8 protein-coding genes and 1 pseudogene are annotated in these 13221 nt (G+C 62.3%); 4 read left to right on the forward strand and 5 right to left on the reverse strand.

Going from position 1 to position 13221, the window contains the following annotated elements; genetic code table 11:
* The first annotated feature begins 146 nt into the window (after positions 1-146).
* The 3 genes from ETR14_RS21945 to ETR14_RS29785 all read left to right on the forward strand — a co-directional run bounded on the left by ETR14_RS21945 (position 147) and on the right by ETR14_RS29785 (position 2480).
* Positions 147-488 carry a hypothetical protein gene (locus ETR14_RS21945; RefSeq protein ID WP_129388971.1) on the forward strand — a complete coding sequence of 114 codons (342 nt, stop codon included), beginning with the start codon at positions 147-149 and terminating at the stop codon, positions 486-488.
* 930 nt (positions 489-1418) lie between these two features.
* Entirely contained in the window at positions 1419-2204 is a 786-nt protein-coding gene (locus ETR14_RS21950) for a metallophosphoesterase (RefSeq protein WP_129388974.1), read from the forward strand.
* A 156-nt stretch (positions 2205-2360) separates the two neighbouring features.
* Positions 2361-2480, forward strand: a complete 120-nt coding sequence (locus ETR14_RS29785) for an antitoxin Xre/MbcA/ParS toxin-binding domain-containing protein (protein WP_371416829.1) — start codon at positions 2361-2363, stop codon at positions 2478-2480.
* 1396 nt (positions 2481-3876) lie between these two features.
* Here ETR14_RS29785 and ETR14_RS21960 read toward each other — a convergent pair.
* The 5 genes and pseudogenes from ETR14_RS21960 to ETR14_RS21980 all read right to left on the reverse strand — a co-directional run bounded on the left by ETR14_RS21960 (position 3877) and on the right by ETR14_RS21980 (position 12356).
* Positions 3877-5064, reverse strand: a pseudogene (locus ETR14_RS21960) (IS3 family transposase).
* Positions 5065-5352: 288 nt separating this feature from the next.
* Positions 5353-6540 carry an MFS transporter gene (locus tag ETR14_RS21965; protein WP_206185895.1) on the reverse strand — a complete coding sequence of 396 codons (1188 nt, stop codon included), beginning with the start codon at positions 6538-6540 and terminating at the stop codon, positions 5353-5355.
* Between the two features lie 92 nt (positions 6541-6632).
* On the reverse strand, positions 6633-8105 hold the full coding sequence (locus tag ETR14_RS21970; protein WP_129392256.1) for an efflux transporter outer membrane subunit: 1473 nt from the start codon (positions 8103-8105) through the stop codon (positions 6633-6635).
* Positions 8106-8110: 5 nt separating this feature from the next.
* On the reverse strand, positions 8111-11239 hold the full coding sequence (locus ETR14_RS21975; protein ID WP_129388980.1) for a multidrug efflux RND transporter permease subunit: 3129 nt from the start codon (positions 11237-11239) through the stop codon (positions 8111-8113).
* A 13-nt stretch (positions 11240-11252) separates the two neighbouring features.
* Positions 11253-12356 carry an efflux RND transporter periplasmic adaptor subunit gene (locus ETR14_RS21980; protein WP_243455634.1) on the reverse strand — a complete coding sequence of 368 codons (1104 nt, stop codon included), beginning with the start codon at positions 12354-12356 and terminating at the stop codon, positions 11253-11255.
* A gap of 173 nt (positions 12357-12529) precedes the next feature.
* Here ETR14_RS21980 and ETR14_RS21985 point away from each other — a divergent pair, with 173 nt between their 5' ends.
* On the forward strand, positions 12530-13219 hold the full coding sequence (locus tag ETR14_RS21985; RefSeq protein WP_129388986.1) for a response regulator: 690 nt from the start codon (positions 12530-12532) through the stop codon (positions 13217-13219).
* Positions 13220-13221 lie beyond the last annotated feature (2 nt).

Below are 13221 nucleotides of genomic sequence, written 5' to 3' on the forward strand. Positions count from 1 at the left end.
TCTGAGCTCCGGGTCCGGTTCCGACCCGCGACTGATGTGTCGATTCTTGTCTCGCCCGTCGCTGACCGCAGACCAAGGTTGGCGTTTCGCACGTGGTCCAGCCTAGGGCTGACACCTCAGCAATTTCGTGGAGTACGGGAGGATCTATGAAGCGTAGATGGGGTCGCGAACTTGGAGAGCAGGTCTTGAGGGCTGTAGCGAGAGAGGAAGCCGCAGGGATGCCCCATCAGCGGGTCGTCACCTGGTTGGACAACTGGCTCATCCCGGAGAAATCAGAAGCGATGTTGGCCAGTTGGGAGCGATCGGAGTTGATGGCTAGATTGTCGCATGTTTCGCCAGACACACTTGAACAATGGTTGCTGGAAATGTCGGCAAATCAGCGGTCTCATGGTTTGAGGTGTGCGGTTCATGCTTTCGTCGACCGTATGTATCCGCTGCAGGCGGGAGGTCCCCAATCGAAATACTTCTTAGTGAACGATGTCGTTTGATATGAAGCGGAAATCTGGGTCGGGTAAATCGTTTGGGAGATTAGCTGGCGCTATATGGGGCCGACGAACACTATTGTTATCGATAGGTGCTGCTTGACGCCCGAGACGCTCCGCGCGGAGTCCGACTCCAAGAAAGCTGCAGTGATGAGCCTCTGTGAGCCGCGGGTTCATGATGGCCAAGGGGATGCAACACGGGGCGCTCAGGCGATCTTGGGGCTCAGCTCCCAACAGTGGGATCGGATCATTGAGTTAGATGGTTCCGTTGCGGACGAGAGGAGAGATAATCTGATGCGCATCGCTTGGACGCTCGCCATCCTAATCCCACGACGCGACGGGCCTACCCACTTGCTGCGTTCATCGAATAGCGTCAGCTATCTGTGTGGTCGAGCAGCTTTGTCCGCCATCCTCTCGTCCGCCGAATATCTAACGAAAGCCCGTGAATACCTCGAGGCCGAACTCCAACGCTGACGCTCGAGTGCTCTGATGCGAAAGGAAAGCAACGCAGCATGGCTCACCTGCAAAACGAAGACTATGCAGACGACGTCCCGCCGGGCTGGAGGCCGTTACTCGCCGCGTTGGTGATCGAGTTGGAGCGTGTGCAGCCTGGTTTTAGCATCACCCAGGTGAAGCAGAAATTCGGTGAGCTTCGGGTCTACCTCGAGGCCGGCACGGTCGAGGCGTTCCATCTTATCGACGATGCTACGCGACAATCGCGGGTGACGTGCGAGGAGTGTGGAAAGAAGGGATCCTTGCGCACCAGCTCTGGGTGGGTGCAAACGCTATGTGACGAACACTCTCAGCCGGGAACGAGGAAGCTGGCGGAGAGTCTCATCGTAGCTGCTTACAGATTTGTCGACGGCAGGTTTGTCCCAGTCGAGCGATAGTCGCCGATCGTGAGCGAGCAACTTAGAAGAAGAACGGAACCAACCTTTGCGCCTATGGGTACTCTCAGACCTGCATCTTGAGCAAAGCACCTGGGATCTGCCCGAGAGGCGTCCCGAGTACGATGTACTCGTTGCTGCCGGTGATATCCATCGGGCTACGGCCGCGGTACGTTGGCTGTCCGATCGTGCGGGTGCTAAGCCTGTCGTGTATATCACCGGTAATCACGAATGGTATAGCCCGAGAGCTGACTTCACCATCGAAGATGAGCTGGCTGAGGCACGGGAGCTTGCTCGCGGAACGCAGGTGAATCTCTTACACAATCAGGAGCTAATTATTGAGGGTGTGCGGTTTCTCGGAACTCCGCTTTGGACCGATTTCGAGTTGACCGGTGATCCGGCTCGTTCAATGACCTTCGCCCGCCAATGGATGAACGACTACAGTTTGATCTACTCCAGGGTGCATTCGGTGCTGGAACCTACCGAGACTCGTGCTTGGCACGCGCATTCCCGCGCGTGGCTGGCGGAGCGTCTCGGAGAGCGTCACCCCGATGCTCGCAGGACGGTCGTCGTTACGCATCACCTACCCCATAGAAGCTCGATACATCCTCGATATGTTGGTGATCCCCTCACACCGGCGTTCTGCTCGGATCTGAGTAGTCTCGTGGAAGGCGGCACAGTGGATCTTTGGATCCACGGTCACACTCACAGCTCATGTGATTATTTGGCGAATTCCTGCCGAGTGCTCTGCAATCCGAAAGGTTGTGGTCCGGTTTCCGGTCGGTTGCGGATGGAGAATGCCGCTTTCGACCCAGAATTGGTCATCGACATCTGAACAATTCGGGAGCCATGGAAAGGCGTGTGGTACGTGAGTAGGAAATTCAAACGGGCTATGAACGGAGTTCAGCAGGACCGCCGCTCTCCCGATTATTTGACCGTCCTGACCGAGGCAACTCGAGTATTCGGATCCCGCGAGGCGGCGCAGACGTGGATGATCACGCCAGCTTTGGGGCTGGATGGAAGATGCCCGACTGATCTGGTGCGCAATGCGGATGGCCTGACTAAGGTGAGGCTCTTCCTGCAACGGATCGAGTATGGCGTATATACCTGAGGCGGCGTTCGGATATCACTTTGGGCTGAGGCAAAAATGCCGCGCGCGGGTGTCATCTGGTGGCATGCTCTTCAGCGCCAAAGCTCGGCTTCGTCTCTTAGCTTTAAGTGATTATCTGCGCCCATTCGCCCGTTCGCCGGGACTCGGAGAGGGTGCAAAGTCCAAGCCGCTGGGCGCTCGGCGTGTCGAATCTTTGTGGCGCAGCCGCTCGTTGGGTAAGCTCGCCGCCGGAAAGAAGTTGCCCTTACCTGGAAAGAGTTTTCCGCTGGTGTGCTGGTGGCAGCCCGCCGATGAGACCGGCAAGGTAGAGCGAAGCTCGTTGAGCAGGTGTGGGTGAAAGATGGCTGCTTGCGAGTTGATTTAAGCTGAAGTAGCGGCCCAAGATGGCGTGCCAGTGCCGCGTAGAAGCAGACGACCAATACGCAGCCGGCCATCGGGGACGGCTAAGCCGAGGGTCCTTCGTGCAGCTGCGCAAGATAATGACCTCGAGCTTGTTCAGCCGTCATCCCGCCGAACATCTCTAATCCTTCCTCCAGGTGGCTCGCCGAGCTAGCGCCGGCAGCGAGCAAGGCCCCAGCGCAGTCCGAGATGGCCATCAGAGCTGGTCCGATGTCCCCGTCGTGTGCAACAAATGCGCGAACCAGGCTCATGAGCTCGCGCGAGATTTCTGCGCTTCTTTGGGCAACAGCCGCGGGTTCATTCGCCATCGTGGGCACGATAGTCTGCAGCGGTGCCACTTGGAAGCGGATCCGGATAGAACGGGCCCGACAAACCAGCGCCTGCCCAGCAGGTATTGGAACGTTGCGCCTTGAGAGCAGGGGACCGCAAATGGCCGGCGGTGGGACAAAGCCGCCGTTCCCGACGGTGGCGGCGAATGACCGCTTATCTACCCCAAAGCCGTCGTTCGCGGTGCGCCCTGCGAATGACTGCTTTGGGGGATCTTAGCAGACTTAGCGCCGCGGTCCGGCGAATGCCGGCTATGGAGCAAGTGACGGATGCACTCGCGCGCGGCACTGACCGGTTCCAAGGCGGGCTTGCATCGGAGCCAGTAGACCTCTCGATCTGGCGCACGCCGGCCTTCCCGTCGGCCTTCCGCGTAAGCCGACGTTCGCCGCAGTGACCGCGGACCCGGGCCGGAACAGCTGAATCGGGTGGATTCCAGACCTTCGCATCGGAGCGATGCTCACGCCAAGAGCTGCGTCGCGCCGAACCGAGAGTCGTTTAGATGAGGACGCTGACGTTCGAACCAGGTTCTGAGGTGCCGCTCTCGACCCCTTTCGTTGCGCGCTTAATGGCCTCCTCGATCTCTCGCAGGATGCCGGCCTTCTTCTCCGCAGGCAACGAGTCGAACTGCGCCTGAGTGAGCTGCTGCCGGTCTGATGGACACTGAGTTAGGCTACGCTACCTCAGACAGCTTCTCGAAGTCGATGGGGCTGAGGTACCCCAAGGTCGAGTGTCGGCGCCTCGGATTGTAGAAGCGCTCGATATAGTCGAACACGTCGGCCTTGGCCTGGTCGCGGGTTCGATAGACCTTCCTGGCGATGCGCTCGGTCTTGAGCGAAGAGAAGAAGCTCTCCATTGCTGCGTTATCCCAGACGTTGCCTGAGCGGCTCATCGAGCATGATACGCCATTGTCGGCCATCAGCCGCTGGAACTGCTCGCTCGTATATTGGCTGCCTTGGTCCGAATGGTGGAGCAGGGCGTGCGGCTTTCCGCGACGCCAGATCGCCATAATCAGCGCATCGGTGACGAGCTGCGCGGTCATCGTCTCGCGCATCGACCAGCCAACCACCCGCCGCGAGAACAGGTCAATCACGGCAGCGACGTAGAGCCAGCCTTGCGCGGTCCAGATGTAGGTAAAGTCGGCCACCCATTTCTGGTTCGGCCGGTCGGCGGAGAACTGCCGGTCGAGCACGTTGTCGGCGATGAGCGAACGGGTGCCGTCGTCCTTGGGCAGGCTGCGCCGCCGCGGCCTCGCACGAAGGCCCTCGAGACGCATCAGCCGTTCGACCCGGTGAAGGCCGCATGAAAGGCCTTCGGCCAGGAGATCGTGCCACACGCGGCGCGAACCGTAGGTGCGGTCGCTTGCAACGAAGCTGGCACGTACCTTGGCGCCAAGCTTCTCGTCACTCTTCGATCGTGCACTCGGCGCGCGCGTAAGCCAGGCATGAAAGCCACTGCGCGAGACCCCGAGCGCCTCGCAGATCCACGATACCGGCCAGGTCCCCCGGTGCTTCGCAACGAAGGCGAACCTCATATCGAGTCCTTCGCGAAGTAGGCCGCTGCTTCGGCGTGGAATGATCCCCCGGATCATTCCTGATCCGCCTCAGTTTAAGATATCGCGCTCCGCCTTCATCCTGGCGAGCTCGCGGCGAAGCCGCTCAATCTCCTGCTGCTCGGGCTTCAGATTGCCGTGGCCGGGAAACGCCGAGCCGGCATCCGTCTCGAACTCCCGAACCCATTTGCGCAACACGTTCACGTGCAGATCCAGATCACGCGCGGCCTGGGCCACCGACACCCCACGCTCGCGGACCAGCTTCACCGCCTCAAGCTTGAACTCGCGGCTGTGTCTTCGTCGTTCCATCCATTCCCTCCGATTCCATAAACACCTTATCTCGGTGTCCACGAAACCGGCAGCAGCTCACCGGTCGACCATCTCGATCGGCCGCGCGCCAGCGCCGAACGTCAGACTGCCGCGCGAAACCTGCCGTTCGCGGTAGCTGCCGGCGATCGACGCGGGAATGACAGGGGAGGGTGGCAACGGGACATCCCTGAGAGATCAGCTCCACCTGCTCAGGGCCTGACGCCGTCATGACGTGAAGGATCACATTCAGGGTAACCACCTGCAGATGGCGGCAGGTATATGCAGTGATTAGCGCGCCTCTCCCATCGAGAGCCGCAAGTTGCGGAGCTGCGGCGAGAGGAAGCCGAGTAGCGTGACGACAGCACCAAGAATGCCCAAGGTGACGAACAGCCAGCGCACCCCGATCAGTTCGCCGAGCGGCGTTGCAAGCCCGAGCCCGACAGGCGTCGCCAATCCCATGAGCGTGGCAAGAAGCGAGAGAACCCGACCCTGCAGATGGTTCGGCACCATCGATTGCAGGAGCGCGGTGAATGGGGCGTTGCCTGCGATATAGGTTAGCCCGCTGAGCGCCCACCAAGCCACCGCGGCCGGGAACATCGCTGATGGAGACAAGGCCGTAAGGGCGAGGCTCAGGCAAGAAATTGCGAAGCCCCAGAGAACCCACATGACGTGTCGCCTCGGGGCGACGGTCGCCACGAGCAGGCCACCCGCGATCATCCCTGCGCCACCGACACTCTCGATGAGCGCCACTTCGCTCGCACCACCGTGGAAATGCTCCTTTACCAAAAGTGGAACGAGAGTGAAGGATGGCATGACGACGAGGACGATCGCGCCCAGCAGACAATACAAGCGGCGCAGACCCGGGTTTCCCCATACGAAATCGAAGCCCTCGCGAAACTCGCGCCAGAGGTTAGGTCTCTGCCCGCTCGGTTCCTTCGTCTGCGGAATCGAATAAACGAGCAACGGCACGATCCCAAGCACAGCTGTAGTTACGTCGATAGCGAGCGCATAACCGATCGGCATGAGACTGATTGCCAAGGCACCGAGGGGTGCAGCGGCTACGGTCATGATCCCCGTGAGTGTCTGGTTCAGGCCCGCCGCACGTGGAAGGAAGCTCTTCGGCACGAGCATGGCCGTGCTAGCATTCGCGGCCGGTTGCTGAAATGCTTGCATGGCGCTGCGGATGAACATCATCACGAACAGATGCCAGAGCGCGACAGTGTCGGTGAGAAAGAGTGCGATCAACACCGTCATGCAAATAGCACTGATCAGGTCGGCGGCGATCATGATGGCGCGCCGGCTCCAGCGATCGGCCAAGGTGCCGCCCAAGGGACCCAGAAGCGCCTGGGGAAGCAGCGCGACCACCCCTGCGATCGCAAGCGCGGACACGCTGCCGGTCGTGTCTGTGATCCACCAGATCAGTACGAATTGGGTGAGTGCAGAGCCGATCAGCGACAAAGCTTGTCCAACGAACACGGCCCAATAGCGAGTTCGCCACCGCGGCCCTGGATCGCCGTGGGGATACGAGATCACTGATGCCGCGCCCGCAGTTGGATCGTCCCTCACCCTCAGAGGCCCTGTGTCCGCTCTCGCGCAGGATCGGATCCCGGATCTCCGTGATCGCTTGCACCTCCCCCGAGTGCTCGGAAAAGCGACACGCCACCGGCCAGTTCAGCGCGTTTCACCTCAAGTACGCTCTGGCGTGCTGAATATTCGGTCCGCTGAGCGTCAAGCAGGTCCAGGCGGCTCTCAAGGCCCGCTCGGAAGCGCATGTTCGTCAGAACGACGCGTCGGCGCGCCACCGAAGCGGCCTCCTCCTGAGCGATCCGCTGCTTCTCGTAGGTCTCACGGCCGGCGAGTGCGTCGGCGACTTCACGAAACGCGGTCTGGATGGCACGCTCGTACGTAGCGACGGCGATGCCGGTGCGGGTTTTCGCGGCCGCAAGCGCGCCCTTCGCCTGAGGCTGCAACATCGGCACCGTCAGCTGGGGAGAAACATTCCAGCTCTGGTTGGCTGCCTCGAAGAGACGGGTGAGACCGAGGCTCGCGAAGCCGAATGCGCCGGTCAGCGAGAGGCTGGGGAACATAGCGGCACGCGCTGCCCCTACGTCGTAGTTGGCGGCCCTGAGCTCGTGCTCGGCCTGTAAGATGTCCGGGCGGCGCAGCAGAAGATCGGATGGAAGACCGGGAGCAAGCTGAGTTCGGATTGGCTGCTGCATCAGCCCGACCGGTGATGGGAGATCCGCCGGGGCAGGGCTTCCGACGGCGAGCGTCAGCGCGTTGGTGGCCTGTGCAAGGTCACGCGTGCGCAGCTGCTGGTCTGCTTCCGCCTGCCGCACCAGCCCCTCCGCCTGGGCAACTTCGGGCCCGCCGACCTGGCCGGCGTCGTGGAGTCTGCGGGTAAGATCGAGTGAGACACGCCAGTCGGCCAAGGTAGTTCCGGTCAGTCTTAACTGCTCATCCGCCAACCGCTCGTTAAGATATGCCTCGGCGACTGTTGCGATGATGGCGATCCGCGCGGCGCGCCTGCCTTCATCCGTGGCGAGGTAACGCTCGAACGCGGCCTGCGTCTGCGACCGGATACGCCCGAAAAGGTCTATCTCGAACGATGTGAGCGCCGCCTGCGCGCCAAACTGACCGAATTCAACGCCATCCCCCGGCCGCTGGTCCGGATCGAGCCCAGCCCCGGCACCGGCGATTGACGAAGGCTGGCGTTGCCGCGTGTAGCTGGCCTGGACCTCGCCGGTCGGCCATCTCGCGGCGCGCGTAACACGGAACTGCGCCTGCGCCTCACGTACCTGCAGCGTTGCGATGCGCAGGTCGCGATTCTCTGCCAGCGCAATGTCGATTAGACGCTGCAGCCGAGGATCCCCGAACATCTCCCGCCACTGCAGGTTGACAGGGGGCGCCTCGGTGCCGACTGCGCCGCCGGGATAGGCTGCTGCGATCGGGGCAGGTGGCAACTCGAACTGAGGATTCATCGAGCAGCCTGCAAGCAGGAGCAGAAGGGTTGCCGAACGGAGCGGACGTTTGGGAGCCATGTCGGTCAAGCCTCGACTGGAGTTGCTGTCATCTGGTCGCCTCGCTTGCGGCGAAGACGTGTGGCGAGACGAACCACGACAACGAAGAATGCGGGGACCAGGAAGATTGCGAGAACCGTGCCCGTGATCATTCCGCCGAAAACGCCCGTACCGATCGCATGCTGGGTCTCCGCACTGGCGCCGCTCGCAATCATCAACGGGACGATGCCGAGGGTGAAGGCGAGGCTGGTCATGAGAATGGGGCGCAGGCGAACTTTCGCCGCCGCGACGGCAGCATCGACCACGTCCTTGCCTTCCTCCACATATTGCTTGGCGAATTCGACGATCAGGATCGCATTCTTGGCGCTCAGTCCGATGATGGTGATGAGGCCCACCTGGAAGAACACGTCGCTTGCCAGCTGCCGGAGGATGATAGCCGCGAAGGCGCCGATCAAACCTAGCGGAACGACGAGAATGACCGACAGGGGGATGGCCCAGCTTTCGTAGAGGGCGGCCAGAACCAGGAACACCACAAGCATCGAGAAGGCCATCAGCATCGTCGTCTGAGAGCCGGCCTGCTGTTCCTGCAGGGAAACACCCGTCCACTCGACCGCGAAGCCTTTCGGAAGCTGGCTGGCGAGGCGTTCCATTTCCGCCATGGCGGCGCCGCTGGAAACACCCAAGTTGGGGTAGCCTGCGATCCGGACGGCCGGGTAGCCGTTGTAGCGGACCAGCTGCAGCGCTCCCTTCTCCCATACGGGTTGCACCACCTCGGCGAGCGGTACCATGTTCCCGTTCGCATTGCGAACGTTGAGCTTTAGAATGTCCCCGAGCTGCATCCGCGCGGTTGCGTTTGCCTGCACGATGACCTGCTGCATGGCTCCGCCGTTCGGGAAATCGTTGACGTAGGCGGAACCCATCGAGGCAGAAAGCGCATCGCTGATCGCGGTGAAAGGCACGCCCATCGCCTGCGCCTTTTCCCGGTCAATCGAGAGCCGAACATTGGTACCCGCGGGCAGTCCGTCGGGGTAGACGAAGGTTACCACCTGGCTCTTGGATGCGAGCGCCACCAGCTTGTCCTGGGCCGCAATCAACGCCTCATAGCCGAGACCCGCGCGATCCTCGAGGCGCATCGTGAAGCCGCCCGAGGTGCCGAGCTCGTCGATAGCGGGAGGCGCGAGGCTCATCACGGTGCCCTCCGGAATGGCTTTGAGCGCTTCGGTCGCGCGGGCAATCTCATCCTGAACGGTGGCGCCGTTCCGCTCGTCCCAGTCCTTCATCACCGTGAAAGCGGTGGCAACGTTGGGACCGGCGCCTGCAAAGCCGAAGCCCATGATGCTGACGTTCGTCTTGATCCCGGGACGATCCGCCACGTAGCGCTCATAGATGCGTAGAGCCTCGTCCGTGCGCTCGGCGGTGGCGTCCGGCGGCAGCTGTATGCTGGTCAGGAAATAGCCCTGGTCCTCCTCGGGAAGGAATGAAGTCGGCCAATTCGCAAAGGCAACTCCGACCAGCCCCAGCACGGCGGCGAATACCAGCATTGCCCGGCCCGTGCGCTTAAGGATCGCGACGACCCAGCGCTCATATCCCGAGGTCATGCGGTCGAAGCGGTCGTTGAACCACGTGAAAAAGCGGTTCTTCTTTTCGTGGCCGGTGACCGGCTTGAGGAGTGTCGCGCACAATGCCGGCGTCAGTGAGAGCGCGAGGAAGGCCGAGAAGAGGATGGAAACCGCCATCGACAGGGTGAACTGGCGGTAAATTGCCCCCACCGATCCGCTGGAGAGCGCCATCGGCAGGAACACGGCGGTGAGCACGGCGGTGATACCGATCACGGCACCGGTGATCTCGCGCATCGCCTTCTTGGTGGCCGCCTTGGGAGGCAGTTTCTCCTCATGCATGATGCGCTCGACATTCTCGACCACGACGATCGCGTCGTCGACGATGATGCCGATGGCAAGCACCATGCCGAACATGGTCAGCACGTTGATCGAGAATCCGGCCAGCAGCATGATCGCCAGCGTTCCGAGCAGGGCGATAGGGGCGACGATCGCGGGAATGAGCGTGTAGCGGACCTTCTGGAGAAAGAGGAACATGACCAGAAAGACGAGCGCCATGGCCTCGACGAGGGTGTGCAACACCTTCTCGATCGAGATGGTGACGAACGGAGCGGTGTTGAACGGGATGGACCACTTCATGCCCGCGGGCATGGAGCGGGCGAGCTCGGTCATGCGCGCCTGGACGGCCTTTGCGACTGCGACTGCGTTCGCGCCCGGAGCAAGCTGGACAGCGGCGCTTGCCGAAACCTTGCCGTTCTCCCGCGTCGACATCGCGTAATTCTGGGGCCCCAGTTCCACGCGCGCGACGTCGCCGATCGTGACCTTCGACCCGTCCGGGTTGGCCTTCAGAATGATCGCCGCGAACTGCTCGGGTGTGCTGAGCTGACCGTCGGCGGTGAGCGGAACGAGAACGCGCTGCCCCTTGACCGTCGGCGAGGCGCCAAGGCTGCCTGGTGCCAGCTGAACGTTCTGCTCCGCGATCGCGGACGTCACGTCACCGATTGCAAGGTTGTACGAGACGAGCTTAGCCGGATCGGTCCAGATGCGCATCGCGCGCTCGGCCGCGAAGCTCTGCACGCGACCCACTCCGGGGATGCGCTTGAGCTCTTCGGTGATGTTGCGGCTCAGATAATCGCCGAGCGCGACCTCGTCCAGGCGACCGTCCTCGGACGTGAGCGAGACCATCATCAGAAAGCCTGAAGACGCCGCCTCCACGTTGACGCCGAGCTGCCGCACGGCCTGGGGCAGCCGCGGCTCCACGGTCTTGAGGCGGTTCTGCACGTCGACCTGCGCGAGGTCGGGGTCGGTGCCGGGCCGGAACGTAGCGGTGATCGAAGCGACGCCCGAGGAGTCGGTGGTGGCTTCGAAGTAGAGCAGGTTCTTGACGCTCGAAAGCTCGCGTTCGATCAACACCACGACGCTGTCATTCATCGTCTGCGGCGTGGCGCCGGGATAGGATGCCGTGATCGTCACCGATGGCGGCGCGATCGAGGGAAAGCGCGCGACGGGAAGCTGCGGAATGGCGATCAGCCCGGCCAGGATGATTCCGATCGCGATCACCCATGCGAAGATCGGCCGGTCTATGAAGAACTGAGGCATGCTGTGATCTCCCTCAGCGCTTGGCCGGCTGCCACGGACGCGGGTTCACCGGTACGCCGGTCTGAACACGATCGCGGCCGACGACGATGATGGTCTCCCCGGCGCGGATGCCGGAAAGCAGGATGTACCGTCCGTTGTAGATTTCGCCGACATTCACCTGCCGGTCCCGAACCCGGCCCTGGCTATCGACCACGGCAACCGTCGCCACCCCCTTTGCATCACGCGTCACCGCCTCCTGCGGCACGGTGATCGCGGCAGGTGCGGTCATTCGGGGCAGCCTTGCGCGGACGAACATCCCCGGCAGCAAACGGTGCTGCGGATTGTTCACCTCCACCCGAACCACGGCGTTCCCGGTGCCCGGCTCCACCGTCACTCCTGAGAACAGGATGCGGCCACGCACCGGATAGGAGATTCCGGACGAGGTCAGGATCTCGACGCTGTTCGCGTCAGGCGCCTTCCCGCTTCCCCGGGCTTGCAGCAGCGCCTCGAAGCGCTCCGCGGGCTGACGAACATCGACATAGACCTTGTCGATCTGCTGGACGACGGCGAGAGGGTTGGAGTCCTGGGCCGCGACCAGCGCACCTTCTGTGACCAGCGTTGCGCCGATCTGGCCGGAAATGGGGGAGGTCACCCGCGCGAAGCCGACGTCGAGGCGACGGCGAGCGAGCTCGGAGCCCGCCTGTGCCACCTCTGCAGCGGCCTGGGCACGTTGCGCCACCGCATTGTCATAGCTCTGCCGGCTGATCGCATCCGCTGCTACCAGGGGTTTCAATCGGCCAGCCTGCGTTGACGCAAGGTGAAGCGATGCGCGAGCGCGGGCGAGTGAAGCGGCAGCGCTGTTTGCGTCGGCACGGTATGGGGCTGGATTGATCTGAAACAACGGTTGTCCGGCCTGCACGAAGGCCCCCTGCTCGAAGAAGCGGCGCTGGATGATGCCGCCGACCTGCGGCCGGATCTCTGCGGTTCGGAAAGCGACAACCCGGCCTGGCAGTTCGTCGGTGACCTCCACATCCTGCGGCTGAACCTTCATGACCAGCACCTCCACCGGCTGGGCAGCTGCGTCCTCCGGGGGCGTCTCCGAGCAGGCGGCAAGCGCCAGGGTGGCGGCTGTGAGCATGCAGAGGGTTCTCATTCCGCGTCCGCGCAGAAGCATTTCCAGGTCTCCGAAACGTGTTCGATCACCGGTTCGCCTAGGACTGTCGGAGTTACGTGGACGTTGTGTGGAGATTATGTGGAAGGACGTAGCGCGTCTCTGGCCTGGCCCGTATCGTTGCTGTGGAGGCTAGATGAATGAACGCGCTCATCCTTATCGCTGAAGACGATCCCGAGATTGCGGACATCATCCGCGCCTATCTCGAACGGGAGGGGTTCCGAACGGTGCACGCTGGAGACGGCAGGATCGCACTCGATCTGCATCATGCATTGAAGCCCGACCTGATCCTGCTCGACGTGTCCATGCCCCGGATGGACGGCTGGGAGGTTCTGTCCGCCGTGCGGCAACGCTCCACGACTCCTGTCATAATGGTGACTGCGCTGGATCAGGACATAGACAAGCTGCAAGCGCTGCGAATTGGCGCCGACGATTACGTCGTAAAGCCGTTCAATCCGGTCGAAGTCGTCGCCCGGACCAAGGCCGTGTTGCGACGAGCGGCTGGCGACCACGGGGGTGTCGTCCTCAGGGCCGGACCGCTCGAGATAGACCGGGAAGCCCATGAGGTCCGGAAAATCGCGGCGGACGGCACGGCCGCCCGTCTCTCTTTGACTCTCACGGAATTCCGCATGCTGGTGCATCTCGCAAGGAACCCGCACCGTGTTTTCAGCCGCGGAGAGCTGGTGGACGCGTGCTTGCCGGGGAGCGATGCGCTGGACCGGACCGTCGACAGTCACATCAGCAAACTGCGGCGGAAGCTCGGGCAAGCCGGCCTCCCCGACATGCCCCAAGGCGTACGAGGTGTCGGTTACCGGCTGATGCAGTCGTGACA

This window comes from Sphingosinicella sp. BN140058 (genome assembly GCF_004135585.1).
Taxonomy (GTDB): domain Bacteria; phylum Pseudomonadota; class Alphaproteobacteria; order Sphingomonadales; family Sphingomonadaceae; genus Allosphingosinicella.

Coding starts and splice junctions, on each gene's coding strand:
- ETR14_RS21945 (WP_129388971.1), top strand. CDS start 147: ATGAAGCGTAGATGGGGTCGCGAACTTGGAGAGCAGGTCTTGAGGGCT.
- ETR14_RS29785 (WP_371416829.1), top strand. CDS start 2,361: ATGATCACGCCAGCTTTGGGGCTGGATGGAAGATGCCCGACTGATCTG.
- ETR14_RS21970 (WP_129392256.1), bottom strand. CDS start 8,105: ATGGCTCCCAAACGTCCGCTCCGTTCGGCAACCCTTCTGCTCCTGCTT.
- ETR14_RS21975 (WP_129388980.1), bottom strand. CDS start 11,239: ATGCCTCAGTTCTTCATAGACCGGCCGATCTTCGCATGGGTGATCGCG.
- ETR14_RS21980 (WP_243455634.1), bottom strand. CDS start 12,356: ATGCTCACAGCCGCCACCCTGGCGCTTGCCGCCTGCTCGGAGACGCCC.
- ETR14_RS21985 (WP_129388986.1), top strand. CDS start 12,530: ATGAACGCGCTCATCCTTATCGCTGAAGACGATCCCGAGATTGCGGAC.